Origin of the sequence: Aeromonas simiae, assembly GCF_014892695.1 — a bacterium.
Taxonomy (GTDB): domain Bacteria; phylum Pseudomonadota; class Gammaproteobacteria; order Enterobacterales; family Aeromonadaceae; genus Aeromonas; species Aeromonas simiae.
Genome location: NZ_CP040449.1, coordinates 1,037,679 through 1,056,720 on the forward strand (window position 1 = coordinate 1,037,679; position 19,042 = coordinate 1,056,720).

The 19,042-nt window shown below is 56.1% G+C and carries 11 protein-coding genes; 7 read left to right on the forward strand and 4 right to left on the reverse strand.

Annotated features, from left to right (window positions below; translation table 11 throughout):
- Positions 1-3: 3 nt before the first annotated feature.
- Positions 4-924 carry a LysR substrate-binding domain-containing protein gene (locus FE240_RS04905; protein WP_193003606.1) on the reverse strand — a complete coding sequence of 307 codons (921 nt, stop codon included), beginning with the start codon at positions 922-924 and terminating at the stop codon, positions 4-6.
- Between the two features lie 128 nt (positions 925-1,052).
- Between FE240_RS04905 and mhbT the strand changes: the two genes are divergently transcribed.
- Genes mhbT through FE240_RS04930 form a run of 5 tightly spaced genes read left to right on the forward strand, consistent with a single transcriptional unit; the run spans position 1,053 to position 6,031 of the window.
- Positions 1,053-2,411, forward strand: coding sequence for a 3-hydroxybenzoate transporter MhbT (gene mhbT / locus FE240_RS04910; RefSeq protein ID WP_193003607.1), 1,359 nt, complete (start codon positions 1,053-1,055; stop codon positions 2,409-2,411).
- 11 nt (positions 2,412-2,422) lie between these two features.
- Positions 2,423-3,460 carry a gentisate 1,2-dioxygenase gene (gtdA, locus tag FE240_RS04915; protein WP_193003608.1) on the forward strand — a complete coding sequence of 346 codons (1,038 nt, stop codon included), beginning with the start codon at positions 2,423-2,425 and terminating at the stop codon, positions 3,458-3,460.
- Positions 3,461-3,473: 13 nt separating this feature from the next.
- Entirely contained in the window at positions 3,474-4,172 is a 699-nt protein-coding gene (locus FE240_RS04920) for a fumarylacetoacetate hydrolase family protein (protein ID WP_193003609.1), read from the forward strand.
- 8 nt (positions 4,173-4,180) lie between these two features.
- Complete coding sequence (gene maiA / locus FE240_RS04925; RefSeq protein WP_193003610.1) at positions 4,181-4,825, forward strand: maleylacetoacetate isomerase; 645 nt, start codon at positions 4,181-4,183, stop codon at positions 4,823-4,825.
- A gap of 15 nt (positions 4,826-4,840) precedes the next feature.
- On the forward strand, positions 4,841-6,031 hold the full coding sequence (locus tag FE240_RS04930) for a 3-hydroxybenzoate 6-monooxygenase (protein WP_226799004.1): 1,191 nt from the start codon (positions 4,841-4,843) through the stop codon (positions 6,029-6,031).
- Between the two features lie 198 nt (positions 6,032-6,229).
- On the opposite strand, the gene FE240_RS04935 is transcribed toward FE240_RS04930, so the two are convergent.
- Positions 6,230-7,870, reverse strand: a complete 1,641-nt coding sequence (locus FE240_RS04935) for a methyl-accepting chemotaxis protein (protein WP_193003611.1) — start codon at positions 7,868-7,870, stop codon at positions 6,230-6,232.
- A gap of 417 nt (positions 7,871-8,287) precedes the next feature.
- On the opposite strand from FE240_RS04935, the gene FE240_RS04940 reads away from it, so the two are divergent.
- Positions 8,288-9,928 (forward strand): methyl-accepting chemotaxis protein, encoded by a 1,641-nt coding sequence (locus tag FE240_RS04940; RefSeq protein ID WP_193003612.1) that lies wholly within the window; start codon positions 8,288-8,290, stop codon positions 9,926-9,928.
- A 111-nt stretch (positions 9,929-10,039) separates the two neighbouring features.
- On the opposite strand, the gene FE240_RS04945 is transcribed toward FE240_RS04940, so the two are convergent.
- The gene (locus FE240_RS04945; RefSeq protein WP_193003613.1) at positions 10,040-15,565 is read right to left on the reverse strand and encodes a beta strand repeat-containing protein; all 5,526 of its coding nucleotides are present in this window, start codon (positions 15,563-15,565) and stop codon (positions 10,040-10,042) included.
- Between the two features lie 85 nt (positions 15,566-15,650).
- Positions 15,651-16,855, reverse strand: a protein-coding gene (locus FE240_RS04950; RefSeq protein WP_102948393.1) for an IS3 family transposase whose coding sequence is annotated in 2 segments (ribosomal slippage) — positions 15,651-16,537 and positions 16,537-16,855 — 1,206 coding nt in all. Because the reading frame shifts where the segments join, the coding sequence is not laid out codon by codon here.
- Positions 16,856-17,134: 279 nt separating this feature from the next.
- On the opposite strand from FE240_RS04950, the gene FE240_RS04955 reads away from it, so the two are divergent.
- On the forward strand, positions 17,135-18,052 hold the full coding sequence (locus FE240_RS04955) for an IS5 family transposase (protein WP_193003614.1): 918 nt from the start codon (positions 17,135-17,137) through the stop codon (positions 18,050-18,052).
- Positions 18,053-19,042 lie beyond the last annotated feature (990 nt).

The window sequence follows — 19,042 nt, forward strand, 5'->3', positions numbered from 1 at the left end:
CCTTCATGAGTGGTGATTAGATTGAATCAAGTAGTGAAGGAATGCACTGAGCGCCCTAGAGGGCGGCGAGTCTTTGCGCCAGAACACCCCAACGCTGCCTTTTTGCTCTATTTTGGGCAAGTTCAGGATAACCAGCTGCTTCTCATGGGCATAACGCTCGGCCAGCCGCAACGAGAGAATGGAGACCATCTCGCTGTTTTGCAGCAGGTTAATGCTCACATTCATCGACGATGACTCAATAATATTTTCCGGCAACATGGCGTTGTGATCGACCAGAGCGTTATCGATGCTCTGCCGAATGGGCGTGCCGGTCGGCCAGACAATCCAGCGCCAATGGGTCAAGTCTTCCCAGGTGACGGCGGTTTTTTTCGCCAGCGGGTGATCGAGCCGGGCGACGAAACAGACGGGCTCTGTGTATAGCACCTGATAGTTGAGTGGCAGGCCGAGCGCCCGTCCGCCCACGCGGCCGACGACGACGTCAATGGTGCCCGCGAGCAGGTCGTTGAGCAGCGGCTCCATCACTTTTTCTTCGATATTGAACTGGATATCCGGCATCTCTTTTAACAGGTGCAAGATCGCCTGCGACACGCAGTCGGTTGCCACCGGCGAGCAGCCGATCTTCAGGCTTTCCGACATCCCACCTTGTTTGTAGCGCTCCATTTCGGTCTGCGAGCGCTCCATGTCGTTAATCATCCGCCTGGCGTGTTGCAGCAGCAGCTTCCCGGCGGTTGATGTGCGCAGCCCCTTGCTGTGGCGCTCAAACAGCGTCACGCCGACCTCTTCTTCAAACTGTGTCAGCCATTTGGACAGGGCAGGCTGGGTGATGTGCATCATTTTTGCCACCTGCGTCAGGTTCCCCTGCTCACCTAGCGCCACCAGCATTTGCAGGTGATGCAGCTTGAGCTTCTGTATCCAGTTTGCCATCGAGATATAACCTCTTGGTTATGGATTGGCCCTAAAAGCCATTGTACATCGCATTTCAAATGCCACAAGGTTGCAACATTCCAATAAAAAAACACACACCTTACCCATGAGTACCTGAGGTATTCGCTATGACTCAACGACTTGATCTACAGGCGCTAATCGATGCTGCTCCTATCAGCGGCATCCAGTGGCGCGTCATCATCTGCTGTTTTCTGGTGGTGATGACAGATGGTTTCGATACGGCTGCAATTGGTTTTATCGCGCCGGATATTCGCGACCATTGGCAATTAACGGCCGGTGAGCTGGCCCCCCTGTTTGGCGCCGGCTTGCTGGGGCTGACCATAGGGGCGCTGCTGTGCGGCCCGCTTTCTGACCGCTTCGGACGCAAACGCGTGATTGAGCTTTGCGTGGCGCTGTTTGGTCTCTTCAGCCTGCTTTCTGCGTTCTCGCCGGATCTGGAAACGCTGGTGGCCCTGCGATTTTTAACCGGTCTCGGCCTTGGCGGGGCGATGCCGAACACCATCACCATGACCTCGGAATACCTGCCGTCACGGCGTCGCGGTGCGCTGGTGACCATGATGTTCTGCGGTTTTACTCTCGGCTCGGCGATGGGTGGGCTGGTGAGTGCGCAACTGATCCCGGTGATCGGCTGGCACGGCATCCTGATATTGGGCGGTGTGCTGCCACTGGTACTGTGCGTCGCGCTGCTGATCTGGCTCCCGGAATCGCCGCGTTGGCAGGTTCGGCATAAGTTGCCGCAACCGGTGATCGCCCGCACCGTCAGCGCCATTACCGGCGAGCGTTACGACAACACGGAGTTCTGGCTCAACGAATCGACCGCGGAGCAAAAAGGCAGCATAGGCCAGCTTTTCGCCGGGCGTCAGTTGCCGATCACCCTGATGTTGTGGGGCATCTTTTTCATGAGCCTGCTGATCATCTATCTGCTGTCTAGCTGGATGCCGACGCTGCTCTATCAGCGAGGCATTGACCTGCAACACGCCTCCTGGATAACGGCGGCCTTCCAGATAGGCGGTACGCTGGGGGCCATTTTGCTTGGCGTATTAATGGACAGATTTAACCCTTTCTGGGTGCTGGCTCTCAGCTATGCCGCCGGGGCTGTGTGTATTGTCATGATTGGGCTGAGTGAGGACGGACTGTGGCTGATGGCGCTGGTGGTGTTTGGCACCGGGATTGGTGTCAGCGGCTCTCAGGTTGGCCTAAATGCCATCACTGCCACCCTTTATCCCACCCAGAGCCGCGCGACGGGCGTCAGTTGGGCTAACGCGGTGGGCCGCTGCGGCGCCATCGTTGGCTCCCTCTCTGGCGGAATGATGATGGCGATGAATTTCTCTTTCGACACCCTGTTTTTCATCATCGCCGTGCCGGCTGTGATTAGCGCCGTCATCTTGATGCTGCTGACGCTGGTGGTTTACCCGACAACAACTGTACCCGCCACACGACCCCTGGCCGGCGTCGTGAATAAATAAGGAGAATCGTGATGTCTGCACCTCAACAGCATGTTCAAGCTAGCCGCCAGCAGTTTTACCAACACATTTCAGAAAAGAACTTGGCCCCACTTTGGGAGTCGCTGCACCATCTGGTGCCCAAAACGCCGAATGCCAACTGTGCGCCGGCGCACTGGAATTATCAGGACATTCGCCCGTTGCTGCTGGAGAGCGGCAACCTGATCGGTGCCAAAGAGGCGGTGCGCCGCGTGCTGGTGCTGGAGAATCCGGCGCTGCGTGGACAGGCGTCGATTACCTCGTCGCTGTATGCCGGATTGCAGCTGATCATGCCGGGCGAGGTGGCACCGAGCCACCGCCATAACCAGTCGGCGCTGCGGTTCATCGTCGAGGGGAAAGGGGCGTTTACCGCCGTTGATGGTGAACGCACTCAGATGCATGCCGGTGATTTCATCCTGACACCGCAATGGCGTTGGCACGATCACGGCAACCCTGGCGACGAGCCGGTGGTCTGGGTCGATGGCCTTGACCTGCCGCTGGTGAATTACCTCGGCTGTGGTTTTGCTGAGGATTACCCGCAAGAGCAGCAACCCGTGACTCGCCCGGAAGGTGACTATATGCCGCGCTACGCCGCCAACATGCTGCCGCTACGCCACCAAGTTGGGAACTCATCCCCCATTTTTAACTATCGCTATGACCGCAGCCGCGAAGCGCTGCATGACCTGACCCGGCTGGGCGATGCCGACGAGTGGGATGGCTACAAGATGCGTTACGTCAACCCGGTCACCGGCGGCTATCCGATGCCGTCGATAGGGGCCTTCTTGCAACTGTTGCCAAAGGGATTTCGCTCGCGCCAAGCGAAGACCACTGACAGCACCATCTACCACGTGGTGGAGGGGGCCGGGAAGGTGACGGTGGGCGATCAGGTGTTCCATTTCCAGGCCAAAGACATTTTTGTGGTGCCGACGTGGCACAGCGTGTCGTTCGATGCCAGTGAAGAGACAGTGTTGTTCAGTTTTTCAGATCGTCCTGTTCAAGAAGCGCTGGGGCTGTTCCGTGAAGCCCGTTACTAATGGAGAAAGAAGCATGACTCAGTATGTTTTTGCCCCGCAGGCACCGGTCACGATTCCCGTTGTTGGCAGTGAGCAGCGGTTCCCGGTTCGCCGCGTCTATTGCGTAGGTCGTAATTATGCCGCGCACGCCAGAGAGATGGGCTTTGATCCGGACAGGGAGCCGCCGTTCTTTTTTTGCAAACCGGCAGATGCCGTGGTGCCGGTTGCCGATGGTCAGACACTGGAGCTGCCCTATCCGGCTAAAACCAACAACTATCACTACGAAATCGAGCTGGTGGTGGCCATTGGCAAGCAGGGGAAGGATATCCCCCAGGAAAAGGCGCTTGAGTATGTGTGGGGCTACGCGACCGGTCTTGATATGACCCGGCGCGACCTGCAAATGGAGATGCGTCAGATGGGGCGTCCGTGGGAAATCGGCAAGGCGTTCGATCTCTCCGCGCCGATAGCGCCATTGCATAAGGCCGAGGAGGTCAATGTGGCGAAGTCGCCTATCTGGTTGCAGGTGAACGGCAAAGATCACCAGCGCAGCGATATTCGCCATTTGATCTGGTCGGTTAGCGAGACCATCAGCTACCTGTCCGGCTTTTTCGAGTTGCAGCCAGGCGATCTGATCTTTACCGGTACGCCGGAAGGGGTGGGCGCCGTGGTCAAGGGCGATCGGATCACCGGCAATGTGGATGGCCTGACCCCCATCGCCGTCAACGTGGTTTGAGGTGGCCGATGAAGCTGTACAGTTTTTTTAATAGCTCCGCGTCGTACCGCGTGCGTATTGCGCTGGCGTTGAAAGGGATTGATTACCAGAGCACCGGAGTGAACATCCGTATCGGTCAGCAGAACACGCTGGAGTACCGGCAACTGAATCCGCTGGGACTGGTGCCGGCGCTGGTGACCGATGAAGGGGCGTCGTTGGGGCAATCACTGGCGATCATTGACTGGCTCGACCGTCATTACCCGCAGGTGCCGCTATTGCCTGCTGATGAGACCGAGCGCATGCGCGTGCTGGAGATCGCTTATGCCATCAGTTGCGATATCCACCCCATCAACAACCTGCGGGTACTGCGCTACCTCAGCGATGAGCTGCACATCAGTGAAGAGGCCAAGAAACGTTGGTACGAACACTGGATCCAGCAGGGATTGAGCGCGGTGGAGCGATTGCTACACAGTAACCAGTCCGGCGAGTTTTGCGTCGGTACTTCCGTGACGCTCGCCGATTGCTGCCTAATCCCGCAATGGGCCAATGCGCTGCGTATGGGATGCGATCTGAGCGGTTACCCCCGTTGCCAGGCGGTGTATGACGCCTGCACTCGGTTACCGGCCTTCATCGCCGCCGCGCCTGAAAATCAGCAAGATAAAATTCCGGCATAACAGGAGAGGGACATCATGAAAGCGATACGAGCAATCGTGGTTGGTGGAGGGATCGGTGGCGCTGCAACGGCACTGTCACTGGCTCGCCAGGGCGTTCAGGTCATGCTGCTGGAAAAGGCACATGAGATTGGTGAAATCGGTGCAGGTATTCAGCTTGGCCCTAACGCATTCTCGGCGCTAGATAGCCTGGGGGTGGGCGAGGTCGCCCGTGAGCGCGCGGTGTTTACCGACCATATTACGATGATGGATGCGGTCAATGCCGAAGAGGTGGTGAGTATCGAAACGGGGCAGGCGTTTCGGGAGCATTTCGGTGGCCCGTATGCGGTGATTCACCGCGTGGATATTCACGCTACCGTGTGGGAGGCTGCGCAGAAGCAGCCCGGTATCGAGTACCGGACATCCACCAACATCGTTGATATTCAGCAAAGCGCCGACGACGTGACGGTCATTGACGACCAGGGCAACCGCTGGACGGCGGATATTCTTATCGGTTGTGACGGAGTGAAATCCGTGGTGCGTCAGAGCCTGGTGAACGACACACCGCGCGTGACCGGTCATGTGGTTTATCGCGCCGTGATCGATCGGGCCGACATGCCGGAAGACTTGTGCATTAATGCGCCGGTATTGTGGGCCGGGCCGCATTGCCATCTGGTGCATTATCCGCTGCGCGGTGGCAAGCAGTACAACCTGGTGGTGACGTTCCACAGCCGCAATAAGGAAGAGTGGGGCGTGACGGACGGCAGCAAGGAAGAGGTGCTCTCCTACTTTGAGGGCATTCATCCTCGTCCGCGGCAAATGCTGGATAAACCCACGACCTGGCGCCGATGGGCCACCGCCGATCGTGAACCGCTCGCCAAGTGGGGCAACGAGCGCATCACACTGGTGGGGGATGCCGCGCACCCGGTCGCGCAGTACATGGCGCAAGGGGCGTGCATGGCGCTGGAAGATGCGGTCACGCTCGGAAAAGCGCTGGCGAGCTGTGATGGCGATGTGGCACGCGCCTTTGCGCTGTACGAATCAGTGCGTATTCCCCGTACCGCGCGTATTGTCTGGTCTACCCGTGAAATGGGGCGGCTTTACCACGCCGCCGGCGTGGAACGCCAGGTGAGAAACCTGCTCTGGAAGGGGAAAACCCAGGACGAGTTTTACCGCAGTATGGAGTGGCTGTACGGCTGGAAAGAAGATAACTGCCTCGAACCGCGTTAATCGGCCTCGCCGTTTTCCGGCGGCGATCCTGCACTTGGAGGGGGGCGGCATAACTCCCGCTCGCCTGTGCAGGCGGGGGCGGGCAGTGATAATCAAGGGCGTGAGCGCACACGCCCTATAAAAAGACACCGGCCTTAGGCCGGTGTCTGGTCATGCTCCGCAGTGCGCCGCGAGGCATTCATCAGCGCCGTGCAGTAGTTACACTTGGAAGCGGCTGACCATGCCATGCAACTGGCTGGCTAACTGGGTCAGCTCATTGCAAGCCTGGGCCATTTGGTTGGCGCCGGTGGCCACCTCTTCCGAGGCTCTGGTGATGTTAACCATGTTGCGGTTCAGCTCCTCGGTCACGGCACTTTGTTGCTCTGTGGCGGCCGCAATTTGTACGCTCATTTCGGAGATAGTCGTGACCGCACCATTGATTTCACCAATAGCGCTGCCTGCTTGACGGGCACTCGCCACCGTGTCCTTCATGATTCCCTGCCCTTGCTTCATGGTCACGCTCGCCAGCTCTGCGCGCTGGCGCAGCTCAGAGATAATGTCATTGATACGGGAGGTTGAATCCTGAGTGCGTCGAACCAGAGAGCGCACTTCATCGGCCACGACCGCAAATCCTCGGCCATGCTCACCGGCACGGGCCGCCTCGATGGCCGCGTTGAGGGCCAGCAGGTTGGTTTGATCGGCAATGTTATGGATGACATCGAGAACCATGCCGATGTTCTGACTGTCATTGCCCAGTTGCTCGATGATGCATGCCGCCTCTTCGATCACCTCTTCAACCTTCTCGATGCGGTTGATGGAGTCGTGTACTGTCTTGGCACCGGCTTCCGCGCTCTGATTGGCGTGGCCTGCGGAATCGGCCGCATCGCTGGTGTTGCGGGAGACCTCGTGTACGGTGGCTCGCATCTCATCCATCGCGGCGGAGAGTTGGTTTATCTCGTACTGCTGGTTATTCATGTTGCCAGCAGACTGTCCGGCCACCATGCTGATTTCTTCGGCGGCAGAGCTCAGTTGCACGACAGAGGCAGACACTTCACTCACCAAGGTTCTGAGGCTGTCTTGCATCTCGTCAAGACCTTTGGCCACGGCGCCCAGCTCATCATGACGAAACAGGCTGCGATCGATGGAGGCACTGAGATCCCCTTGGGCGACCCGACGGATTTGTATCAGCAGCGCAGCTATCGGGCGGCGGATCTGTTGGGTCAATACGGTCGAAAGGATTATCACCAAAATAGTGGTGAAAATACCTGCACCATAACCGATGTTACGGCCTTGTATATAGGTCTCCTCACTCTCTTTCGCTTGAATGGAGGAGATGGTTTCATTCATTTCTCGAAGATTGTTTGCATACTCTATCGCCTCAAGTAGTGCAACACGGCTTTCATTATTACGAAGGCTAGTAATTTTTTCGTTATCGCCTTGCTGCACTGCCGTTTCAATGTATTCATGGATTTGATAATACCGGTTGAGGAGCATGCCCAGCTTATCGTACATAGCACGCTCTTCTGGCGAGCTAAACGTTAAAGTGCGGTAATGGGCAAATTCCCTTTCAAACTCATCGCGGAAGTCATTGAATTTTTTATTGAAACGTTCATATCCGGCGAGATCGCCACCGGCAAGATCCAGCAATGCATTGAGCTCCATACGGCGAGCATCCAGCAGATAGGCATTGATCTTTCCAGAGCTGGCGACAGAGGGAAGGATATCTTCTGCCAGGCTGGCGGTGTCGTTGTGAAGGCGTGAGAGCTGGGCCAGCAATAAGAGCACCAAGGAGATGATCATGAGTGCTAATACAGCAAACCCAGCCCCCAATTTTTGACCAATCGATAAATTCTTCAACATGATAAATATCCTTGTTATGGAGTTCTGCTGCGAAGGGTGTGGGCAAAACTCCATGGTGCGCTGAGGTAAAAATGGGAGTGAGTTAGCTCACATGTATGACGTGATGCGACCATTTCTGGCGAAAACTGAAATGAATTTTCAATTAATGAAGAATTATTGAAGAGATAAGGGACTGGACTCGCGTACGGCCAAACAGCGGAAAACGTTTTCTTTTTCTGTGGGGGGATGTGCAGCACCCAGATTGCGAACCCTGATTTAGCGGATCACCATATTTTATTTAAGTTCGAAGAGATAATGGTCGCTCAATGGAGGGAAGCACACACATCACGAGGATGTGTATCTGTTTTAAACACTGTGCGTTATGGGATTTTGTTCTGTCTCTTGGCAGCCAAACCTCGGCGCAAAAGGATGTCTGTCATGCTGAAGAAATTGTCGATTGGTCAGAAGTTAGGGGGAGGGTTTGCCGTCATGGCGCTCATGCTCATCTCCGTGGTGATCATCTCGCTGACCCAATTATCTCGCCTCTATACCGACACATCTGAACTGTCGGGCAACATGCTGCCCTCCGTTGTCAGTTCTGGAAAGATCAACGCTTACCTGCTGGATGCCCGCCGTATGGAACTGGCGGCCTTGCTGGCCCTCTCTCATGGCGATGAAGCGGGTTATGAAGAGAACATCAAGCAGTTCCAAGCCCATCACGACATCTTCGAGAAAGAGTTTGAGTACTATCGCACCATCCCCTTCCTCAATCAGGATGAACAGACGACCTACAACAAGTTGGGCATGAGCCTCCAGCGCTACTATCAAATTCATGATGACATCGAAGAAGCTGTGCGCCAAAAAGACATGGCTCGTGTTATCAGCCTGCGGGATAACGAGAGTAGGACTGTGCTGCTCGAGGCTATTCGCTATGCTGAACACCTGAGTGAGATCAATGTCGAGATTGCGACTAATCAGGCTAAAGACAGTGAAATCACGTATAAGCGCGGTCGTGAAATTGGTTACGGTGCCGGCATCGTGAGTGTGATCCTCATGTTGCTGCTCTCCACCTATTTAACCCAGCAAATTCGTCGTCCGATCGTGGTCTTGCTGTCACAAATTCGTCGAGTGGCGCAAGGGGATCTGCGTACTGAGCTGGATCACAGTATCTTCCGCCGCGATGAATTAGGCGCACTAGCCAAAGGCTTTGACGAGATGCAAGGTAGCTTGCGTACGTTAGTGGGTGAAGTATCTAACTCTGTCGTGCATCTGACTTCCGCCGCAGAAGAGATCAGTGCGGTTGCTTGCCAGTCGGCCAGCAATATGAACAACCAGCGTAGTGATATTAATCACCTCTCAACCGCGATGGATGAGATGCGTGCCACCGTACACGAGGTCTCCCGCAACACCAGCGATGCGGCTGATTCTGCGGTGCGGGCCAACCAGAGTGCAGAAGCCGGTGCCAAGACGGTGCGCGACTCCATCAACCGCATCGAGAAGGTTGAAGAGGTCATTGAAGATGCCACCGGTATCATCGAGCAGTTGGGCAATGACAGCCGAAATATTGGGGTCGTGCTTGATGTTATCCATGACATCGCCGATCAAACCAACCTGCTGGCCCTCAATGCCGCCATCGAGGCCGCTCGCGCTGGTGAGCACGGTAGAGGGTTTGCGGTCGTGGCCGATGAAGTGCGCTCCCTGGTTCGTCGTACTCAGGACTCAACCTCCCGTATCAATGACATTATTTCCGAACTGCGTCAGCGGGCCGATCAGGCTGGCGTCACTATGTCACAAGGCCAAGGTATCATCAGAGAAACGGTGGCGAGTGCCCGCCAGGCAGGTCATGCCATTGGTGAAATCAACGGGGCGGTTAACTGTATCTCTGAAATGAGTACTCAGATTGCAACGGCCACTGAGCAGCAAAATGCGGTGACTGAAGAGCTGAACCGCAATATGGTCAACATCAGTAAAGCCTCGGAAGAGGTGGCTACTGGTGCAGATCAAATGGCTCAGGCTTGCAACGAGCTGACTCAGCTATCCAGTCAGCTGCATGAGATGGTTCACCGTTTCCGAGTGTAATCATGCAAGCGAACAAGAGGGGCATCATGCCCCTCTGTCTTATATGTTCGAATTGTCATGTCCAAATAAAAAAGAGCCGCCTTCGGGCGGCTCTTTGCATCAGGGATCTGCTTATAGCAGGGTTTTGTAGAGCAGGGTATTACTGTTCACCCCATTGAGGCTGGCCTGGAAGGTGCTGTCGGTTAGCAGGTTCACCAGAACGTAAGTGTTACCGACCCCCAGCGTGATCAGCGAGCCATTATGGCGGATGCTGGCCGAGCTGGTGACATTCTGCTGGCTGCCATCTGAGTAGGTGGCCATCACAGTAAAGGTCAGAGTACGAGCCAGGGTCAGCAGATTGAGCGACTCGGTGGCGGACAGGGTCAGGCTCGAGAGCGTGGCTGCTGTGACGGTCACTGCCGTGGTGGCACTTTCCCCGCCCAGGCTGGCACGGATGGTAGCCGTGCCCACGTTCACACCACTGACGGTACCATCAAGATCGACGGTGGCGACGCTCGTGTTGTTACTGCTCCAACTGGCCAACGCCGATACATCCATCTGAGTCAGGTCGCTCAAGGTGGCGATAGCCTTGAGTTGCCCCTGGGTTCCCTTGGCCAGCGGATCGATCGGCGTAATGCTGATGCCGGTGATCACCGCATTGGTGACGCTAAGGCCGATATTCTGGCTGACGCCCCCCAACTGCCCGGTCACGGTAGCATTACCAATGCCAAGGGCGGTGACCTTGCCGTTAGCATCGACACCCAGCACGCTGGTGTCACTGCTCCCCCAGTTTACCTGGCTGGTAACATCGACCACGTTGCCGTCGCTGTAAGTCGCCAGCGCTTGCAATTGGGTGCTCAGACCGAGTGCCAGAGCGCTGTCGGTGGCCTTGAGATCGATGCTGGCCACGGTAGCCGGTGTCACCGTGATGGCCAGATCCTGCGCAACACCGTTGAGTTGGGCATGAATGGTAGCCGAACCCGGATTGACGGCGGTGACCTGACCACTGGCATTAACGGTGGCGACGTTCGCATCGGAACTGCTCCAGGAGACCTGGCTGCTGACATCTTGCTCGCTGCCATCAGAGAGCGTGGCCTTAGCACTGAGCTGGGTTTTGCTACCTGCCGCCAGCGACGTGGAGGACGCCCCAATCTCGATGCTGCTGACCGTCGCTGCCGTGACGGTCAGTTGTGCCTCGTTGCTGCTGATGCCCCCTTGGGTTGCGACAACGGTGGCACTGCCCGTTGCGACGGCGGTGAGCTGTCCGCTGCCCGATACGGTGGCGATGCTGCTCGGGGTCACTCCCCAGCTCACCTGAGAGGTGAGATTCTGGGTTGAGCCATCACTGAATGTCGCCATGGCTGTCAGTTGCTGACTGGTTCCCTTGGCCAGGGTGATGGTTGCGGGGGTGACTTGCAACTGAGCCAGGGTGGCATCCGTCACCGTAAGGGTAATCGGCGTACTCTCAACACCATTGATCTTGGCGCTGATATTGCTGCTACCCAGTGCCACGGCGGTTGCCTTACCGCTCGCGTCGATGGTGACGCGACTCGTGTCGCTGCTCAGCCAAGAGACCTGATTGCTCACATCTTGCGTGGTGCCATCACTCAAGATCGCTTGTGCGCTGAACTGCACCGATGTTCCCTTAGCCAGAGAGCTAGCGCCACTGAGGCTGATTTGTACCGTGCTGACCACGGCATTGGTCACGGTGACGCTTGCCCCGTTACTGGTGACACCTCCGAGGGTGGCGGTGACGGTCGCATTGCCAGCCTTGAGACCGGTCGCTTCACCGCTCAGATTGATCGCCAGCACATCAGTGGCGCTGCTGATCCAGCTCGCTTTGCCACTCACATCTTGCGTGGTTCCATCACTGAAAGTCGCCAGTGCTTGGAATTGCAGCTTGGTTCCCGCAGCTAGTGAGGGGGTGGGAGGGATAACCTGAATGCTGCTCACTACCGCATCAGTAATGGTGAGACTGGCACTTTGGCTGATGCCTTGCAGGTTGGCTCCGATCGTGACACTGCCCTTGGCGATGGCACTAACCATGCCCTGAGAAGTCACGGTGGCCACGGCAGGATCGCTACTGCTCCAGGAAACCTGGCTGCTGACGTCTTGCACGCTGCCATCCGAGAGGGTCGCTAGTGCGCTCATCTGGGTCTGTGTTCCCATGGCCAGATTCAGCGTGGCCGGGATCACTTGCAGGCTCTGCACTGTTGCGCTCGTCACGGTCAGTGTGACCGGGTTGCTATCGATACTGCCTGTGTGGGCGGTCACGGTAGCACTACCCTGAGCCACTGAGTTTGCCTCGCCGGTCAGGCTAACAGCGATAACCCCGGGGGCATTACTGAGCCAGTTCACCTGATCGGTGACATCCTGCGTTGAGCCGTCACTGAAGGTGGCGATGGCTTGCAGTTGCAACTTGGTGCCAAGGGCCAGGCTCGCGCTCGGAGGGATGGCCTGTAGCGATACCAAAGTGGCATCCGTGATGGTCAGTGCGGCCTGATTGCTGGTAACGCCGCCGAGACTTGCCGTCACATTGGCACTGCCCTTGGCCAGCGCAGTTGCCTCACCACTTGTCGAGATGGTCAGCAGCGTGGGGGTACTGGTCAGCCAGCTGGCTTGGCCGCTGACATCCTGCGTGGAGCCATCACTGAAGGTGGCGACTGCTTGCAGTTGTAGCTTGGTCCCCTTGGCAAGGGTTGCGGTGGGTGGAATGACCTGGATAGTGGCGACCACAGCGTCACTCACTGAGAGGGTCGCGGTCTGGGTGACCCCTTGGAGGTGTGCGCTGATGGTGACGTCACCCTTGGTCTGGGCCGTGACGAGACCTTGACTGGAGATGCTCGCCACAGTGGGATCACTGCTGCTCCAGGAGGCCTGGTCGCTCACATCCTGCACGCTGCCATCGGAGAGCGTTGCCGTGGCAGTCAGTTTGGCTTGGGTTCCTATGGCGAGGTTTAAGGTGGTGGGCGTTATCTGGATAGCGGAAACAGTCGCATCCGTGACCGTGATGGCGACGGGGGCACTGCTGACTCCCGCTATTTTGGCTGAGACATGGGCACTTCCGACATCGACGGCACTGACCTCCCCTTGAAGGCTGACTACTAGTACCGAGGCGTTGTCGCTCAGCCAAGCCACTTGGCTGGACATGTCCTGAGTGGTGCCGTCACTAAAGGTGGCGATGGCTTGCAGCTGTAGCTGGGTTCCAAGAGCCAGCATGGCTGAGGGCGGGATGACATGCAGGCTGGCCACGGTGGCATCGGTGATGGTGACGCTGGCACTGTGGGTTACACCTTGTAAGGTCGCGCTGATGGTGACGTTCCCTTTGGTCTGGGTCGTGACGAGCCCTTGGCTGGAGACGCTCGCCACAGTGGGATCACTGCTGCTCCAGGAGACCTGACCACTCACATCCTGAACGCTTCCGTCGGAGAACGCTGCCGTGGCGGTCAGTTTAGCCTGGGCCCCCATGGTGAGATTCAAGGTGGGGGGACTTATCTGGATTGTGGAGAGGGTGGCATCTGTGACCGTGATGGCGACGGGGGCACTGCTGACTCCCGCTATTTTGGCTGAGACATGGGCACTGCCGATATCGACGGCACTGACCTCCCCTTGAAGGCTGACAACCAGAATCGAGGGGGTGTCGCTCAGCCAGGCCACTTGGCTGGAGATGTCCTGAGTGGAGCCATCACTGAAGGTGGCGACTGCTTGCAGTTGTAGCTTGGTCCCCTTGGCAAGGGTTGCGGTGGGTGGAATGACCTGGATAGTGGCGACCACAGCGTCACTCACTGAGAGGGTCGCGGTCTGGGTGACCCCTTGGAGGTGTGCGCTGATGGTGACGTCACCCTTGGTCTGGGCCGTGACGAGACCTTGACTGGAGATGCTCGCCACAGTGGGATCACTGCTGCTCCAGGAGGCCTGGTCGCTCACATCCTGCACGCTGCCATCGGAGAGCGTTGCCGTGGCAGTCAGTTTGGCTTGGGTTCCTATGGCGAGGTTTAAGGTGGTGGGCGTTATCTGGATAGCGGAAACAGTCGCATCCGTGACCGTGATGGCGACGGGGGCACTGCTGACTCCCGCTATTTTGGCTGAGACATGGGCACTTCCGACATCGACGGCACTGACCTCCCCTTGAAGGCTGACTACCAGTACCGAGGCGTTGTCGCTCAGCCAAGCCACTTGGCTGGACATGTCCTGAGTGGTGCCGTCACTAAAGGTGGCGATGGCTTGCAGTTGTAGCTGGGTTCCAAGAGCCAGCATGGCTGAGGGCGGGATGACATGCAGGCTGGCCACGGTGGCATCGGTGATAGTGACGCTGGCACTGTGGGTTACACCTTGCAAGGTCGCGCTGAGCGTGGCGCTTCCCTTGGCAATCGCAGTGGCCAGCCCGGATGCGTCTATGGTGACGATAGCTGCATTACTAGTGATCCAATCAGCCTGGTTGGTGATGTCCACGGTACTGCCATCGGAAAGGGTTGCGATGGCGGTAAAGTGGACTTGAGTCCCTAAGGCCAGAGAGGTAGTGGCGGGGATCACCTGAATGGACTGCACGCTCGCATTACTCACCGTGACTTGGCTGAGGTTACTCAGCAGACCTTGCCAGCTTGCACTCACCGTCACATTTCCCGGTTTCACCGCCGTTGCCAGGCCGTCAAGATCGATGGTGAGCAGGCTGATGTCATCGCTGTCCCAAGCGACCAACGAGGTCACATCCTGAGTCGAGCCATCACTGAAGGTGGCCTGAGCGGTAAAGGGCAGCTTGAGGCCTTGGGCCAGCGTGGCATTGGATGGCTGAATTTGCAGCGTCGTCGGCACCGCATTACTGACCTCAATGGCGACTTCATGACTGATGCCCTGTATTGCGGCCCGAATGAGCGCATTGCCTCGGGCAATGGCCGTGGCGACCCCTTGGGCGTTGATGGTGATCACCTGTTCGTCACTGCTGCTCCAGTTGACCTGGGTCGTGACATCTTGAGTGGTGTTATCCGAGAGGGTCGCAATCGCCTTGAATCCGGTGCGGGTTCCTATCGCCAGCGTGGCACTGGTCGGGATGATGTGTAATTTGGCAACGGTGGCATTGCTGATGGTGAGTGAGGTACTGGCTTTAACACCTTTCAGCGCAGCATTGATGGTGGCTTTTCCGGCGGCGATCCCTTTGACGGTGCCGCTGGCATCGACCGTGGCCACAGTGCTGTCACTGCTGCTCCAGCTGGCTTGAGTGCTGATATCGGCGCTACTGTTGTCCTCCAAAATGGCCATTGCCTTTATCTTGACGGAGGTACCCTTGGCCAGAGTCGCTGTAGAGGAAAGGAGCTGGATGCGTGATATCCCAAGCTCGGAGACGGTGATCGTTGCCTCGCCCTTCTTACCCTGGGCAGCCGCGGTGATGGTGGCCTGTCCAATGGCGAGCCCTGTGGCTAATCCCTTCTTCACATCCACCGATAAAATATCTGGCTTATTGCTGCTCCAGCTGGATTGGCCTGTTATCTCCTGTGTGGAGCCATCACTCATGGTTGCTATCGCTTTCAGTTGCAGGGTTAATCCTTTGGCTAACCGCTCGGCAGGAGGGATCACTTGAACTTTACTGACGACGGCGTCAGTGATGGTCAGGGTGGAGGTGTTACTCGTCAGGCCTTGGTAGGTGGCTGTGATGGTGACCACTCCCTTCAATATGGCTTTGACAAGCCCTTTGTTGTCTATGTTGGCTAGTGGATTTGACCCCATAGGTCCAGACACTTTTTCCCGCTTAGGGTTGTGATACCCGACTGCGCAGAAATTCCCGTGGTGAACGGTATCCCAAGGCGCTGTGCGGGTGGTGCTCGTTATAATGCTCAAACGCGATAGCCAAATTGCCTACCGCTGTTCGGCTATCCGGTTTTGGCATCATCTCGATATAGTCTCGCTTCATCGTCTTCACGAAGCTCTCCGCTATACCGTTACTCTGTGGGCTTCTCACTGCTGTCGTTCTGGGCTCCAACCCGATTTCTCGTGCAAACGCGCGGGTCTCATGGGCTCGATACGCCGAGCCATTATCAGTCAGCCACTCCACCGGTGATGCCGGCAACGAATCCCCAAAGCGATGTTCGACAGACCTCAGCATGACATCTTGCACAGTGTCACTATCGTAACCCCCAGTACTGGCCGCCCAGTCCAACGCTTCCCTATCGCAGCAATCCATGGCGAACGTGACACGTAGTTTTTCACCGTTATCGCAGCGAAACTCGAAGCCATCTGAGCACCACCGTCGATTGCTCTCCTTGACGGCAACACGCCCCTTATGTGCCTGCTGGGCCAATGGTGCAGCTGGTTTTCTTTCCAGCAGCAAGCCATGTTCGCGCATGACGCGATATACCCGCTTAGCGTTTACCACAGGTTGTTCTGTTGCCTCAGACTGACGCCGTAACAGCGCCCAGACCCGGCGATAGCCATAGGAGGGAAGCTCTGCCATCGCCTCCATGATACGGCCAAGTAAGGCTGCATCATCACGCTGGCGATGATGACGACCATCTTGCCAACCCGGTTTTCGATGAACACGAACGGATAGCTGCGCACGCGATACATTAAGAGCCTGGCTCACAGCACTTAATCGTCGTCCCCCGGCAACAAGGGCGCATGCGCAATCCATTTTTTTGCTCGACCATACTCCACGGCTTCTTTGAGGATCTCGTTCTCCATGGTCTTCTTCCCGAGCAGACGCTGAAGCTCTCGGATCTGCTTGATGGCAGCAGCCAACTCGGAAGCAGGAACAACATCCTCACCGGCGGTGATCGCCGTGAGAGACCCTTCTTGGAATTGCTTACGCCATTTGAAAAGCTGGTTTGCGTTGACGTCGTGCAAGCGAGCAACATGAGAGACGGTCATCCCGGGCTCAAAGGTCTGCTGCACGATGGCGATCTTTTCTTGTGGAGTCCGGCGTCGACGGCGCTCGGCCCCTGTTAACACTTCGACCATCTTCTCGTTGTGACTAGTACTGAACATAGCTCCAAGACTACCTCTTAAGTTAAGAGGGGCGAAGTGTCTGGATCTTCAAGGGGCCAATCTACCTAGCTTGCTGCTAGAAATATTCCAACTGACCTGTGTACTGACATCTTCCTGGGTGTCATCGCTGTAGATGGCCATGGCCTTGTACTGGGCCTTTAGACGGCGTTGTTTCCCAAATCGATGCAGCTTGAATGGAACTAACAGAGGACTTGGTGATCTGATCACCACCATCCTCTTCAAGTCTGCATTATGGGCAAGTCGCTTCACCCCATCACCAATTGGCCTAAATACAACAAGTCTTTGATTAACCGAGGTTCACTCACCTTCTGGGTTGATGCCGAAGTCATGAACAACTGGCTCTACCACGACCATCATGGGCGGCGGGGCCGCAGCCAGCTTTACACTGACCAGACCATCTGTACCTTCCTGATGCTCAAGGGAATTTTCAACCTCACTCTGCGGGCTACTCAGGGACTATTCGACTCCCTGTTCGAGTTGATGAATGTGCCGTTGTGCGCACCGGACTATAGCTGTGTCAGCAAGCGGGCCCGCACGGTGACCGTGACCTATCGGCAGCCCAGCAAGGGGCGCATCACCGACCTGGTTATCGACTCGACTGGCCTGAAGGTGTTTGGCGAAGGCGAGTGGAAGGTTAGAAAACATGGCGCTGAGAAGCGGCGAGTGTGGCGCAAGTTGCATCTGGCGGTAGACCCGGTGAGCCACGATATCGTGGCGGCGGAAGTCTCGCTGGAAAATGTCCATGATGCTGAGGTGTTGCCCACCTTGCTTAACCCTCTGCGGCGTAAGCTGGGGCGTGTTTATGCAGATGGCGCCTATGACAGCAAGGCCAGCCATCAGCTTATCTCGCGCAAAGGGGCGATAGCCTGTATCCCGCCTCGCAAGAGTGCGGGGCTCTGGAAAAAGGGGCATCCAAGAAATGAGGCTGTGCTGGTGATGCGCAAGGAAGGGTTGGCGCACTGGAAGAAGATATCGGGGTATCACCTTCGCTCGCTGGCAGAGACGGCGATGTACCGGTTCAAACAGTTGCTGACGGGGAAAATCAGTCTGCGTAACTACAACGGTCAAGTGGGAGAGGTCATGGCCTACGTGTGTGCGATGAACAAACTGAATACCCTTGGCCTACCTGTCAGAAAGCCCCGAGTGTAGCGCTCACCCTGGGCTGGGAACGTCATGACTTGCTGGCTGATTTGGGAAACAACGCCCCTTTAGACCAAGAGGAAGGCTAGGATTGGTCTGATCCCGACGAGCGTCGGTACTGCTGGAGCTGAAGATCTGCACCTTGGTCAGGGTGCGTGTGCCGGGAGGTGTGCCGCCACTACTATCATCACCCCCTCCGCCCCCCCCACCACAGGCCGAGAGTAAAGTTGCCATCAGGAGAGATGCGAGAAAATAAAGCATCCTGCTCATAGGTATTCTCCTTTGCATGAAAAAATTTGTAATGTGAGTGATGCTCTCCTGAATTAACAGGATTGTTCTGATGCAAGCATAAATGTGCCTCCTCGTGAGAGACTATGGCTTCAATGTTTGAAAGGTTTTTTTATCCCGAGTGAAATTCGCATCTGCGAATAATTAACATGTGCCCATTATATTTTACTGGCTAGGTGGCTTTTTATTAATAGTTCTATTTCTAAATAAGTTCCATAAGGCCTCTTATAATTTTTTGTTCTATTCGTGCATTCTATATAAGACTCGAAAGGTTCCTGTGTGGCTTGTGTGGGTCAGGAGTTATGATATCTGGCGCTCTAGATGCGTAGGTTTAGTCATTACTGTGCTATTGGATAGGGTTAATTGGCTCTTTTTTTATGAGGTTATTTCGCTTTGTTCTATCTAAAAATCGGTAGAACATCATTTTCATACTTATTAGTGCCACTTTGTTGGATGAAGGCTTAGGGGGGGAGAGCCTAGATCGAGATTATTTTACTGATGATCGATAGATTAAGGTGGTGAGGCGGCTTGGTGTATTCATGCCGTCATTGTTTGGCTACTTGATAAGCGTAGTTTTTTTCCATCAATGAGTTGCAATGATATGTCGTTTTTATCCGTATCTGACAGAGATGCGTGACATATATTGTTTTAAACACCTTATTTTTGTATCGCGGTGACGTCATCATAGTTGGACAATCATGTTTCTTTCAT

Excerpts from the sequence above, each read along its gene's own strand:
- FE240_RS04905 (WP_193003606.1), bottom strand. The coding sequence starts at position 924 with ATGGCAAACTGGATACAGAAGCTCAAGCTGCATCACCTGCAAATGCTG.
- mhbT (WP_193003607.1), top strand. The coding sequence starts at position 1,053 with ATGACTCAACGACTTGATCTACAGGCGCTAATCGATGCTGCTCCTATC.
- gtdA (WP_193003608.1), top strand. The coding sequence starts at position 2,423 with ATGTCTGCACCTCAACAGCATGTTCAAGCTAGCCGCCAGCAGTTTTAC.
- FE240_RS04920 (WP_193003609.1), top strand. The coding sequence starts at position 3,474 with ATGACTCAGTATGTTTTTGCCCCGCAGGCACCGGTCACGATTCCCGTT.
- maiA (WP_193003610.1), top strand. The coding sequence starts at position 4,181 with ATGAAGCTGTACAGTTTTTTTAATAGCTCCGCGTCGTACCGCGTGCGT.
- FE240_RS04930 (WP_226799004.1), top strand. The coding sequence starts at position 4,841 with ATGAAAGCGATACGAGCAATCGTGGTTGGTGGAGGGATCGGTGGCGCT.
- FE240_RS04935 (WP_193003611.1), bottom strand. The coding sequence starts at position 7,870 with ATGTTGAAGAATTTATCGATTGGTCAAAAATTGGGGGCTGGGTTTGCT.
- FE240_RS04940 (WP_193003612.1), top strand. The coding sequence starts at position 8,288 with ATGCTGAAGAAATTGTCGATTGGTCAGAAGTTAGGGGGAGGGTTTGCC.
- FE240_RS04955 (WP_193003614.1), top strand. The coding sequence starts at position 17,135 with ATGGGCAAGTCGCTTCACCCCATCACCAATTGGCCTAAATACAACAAG.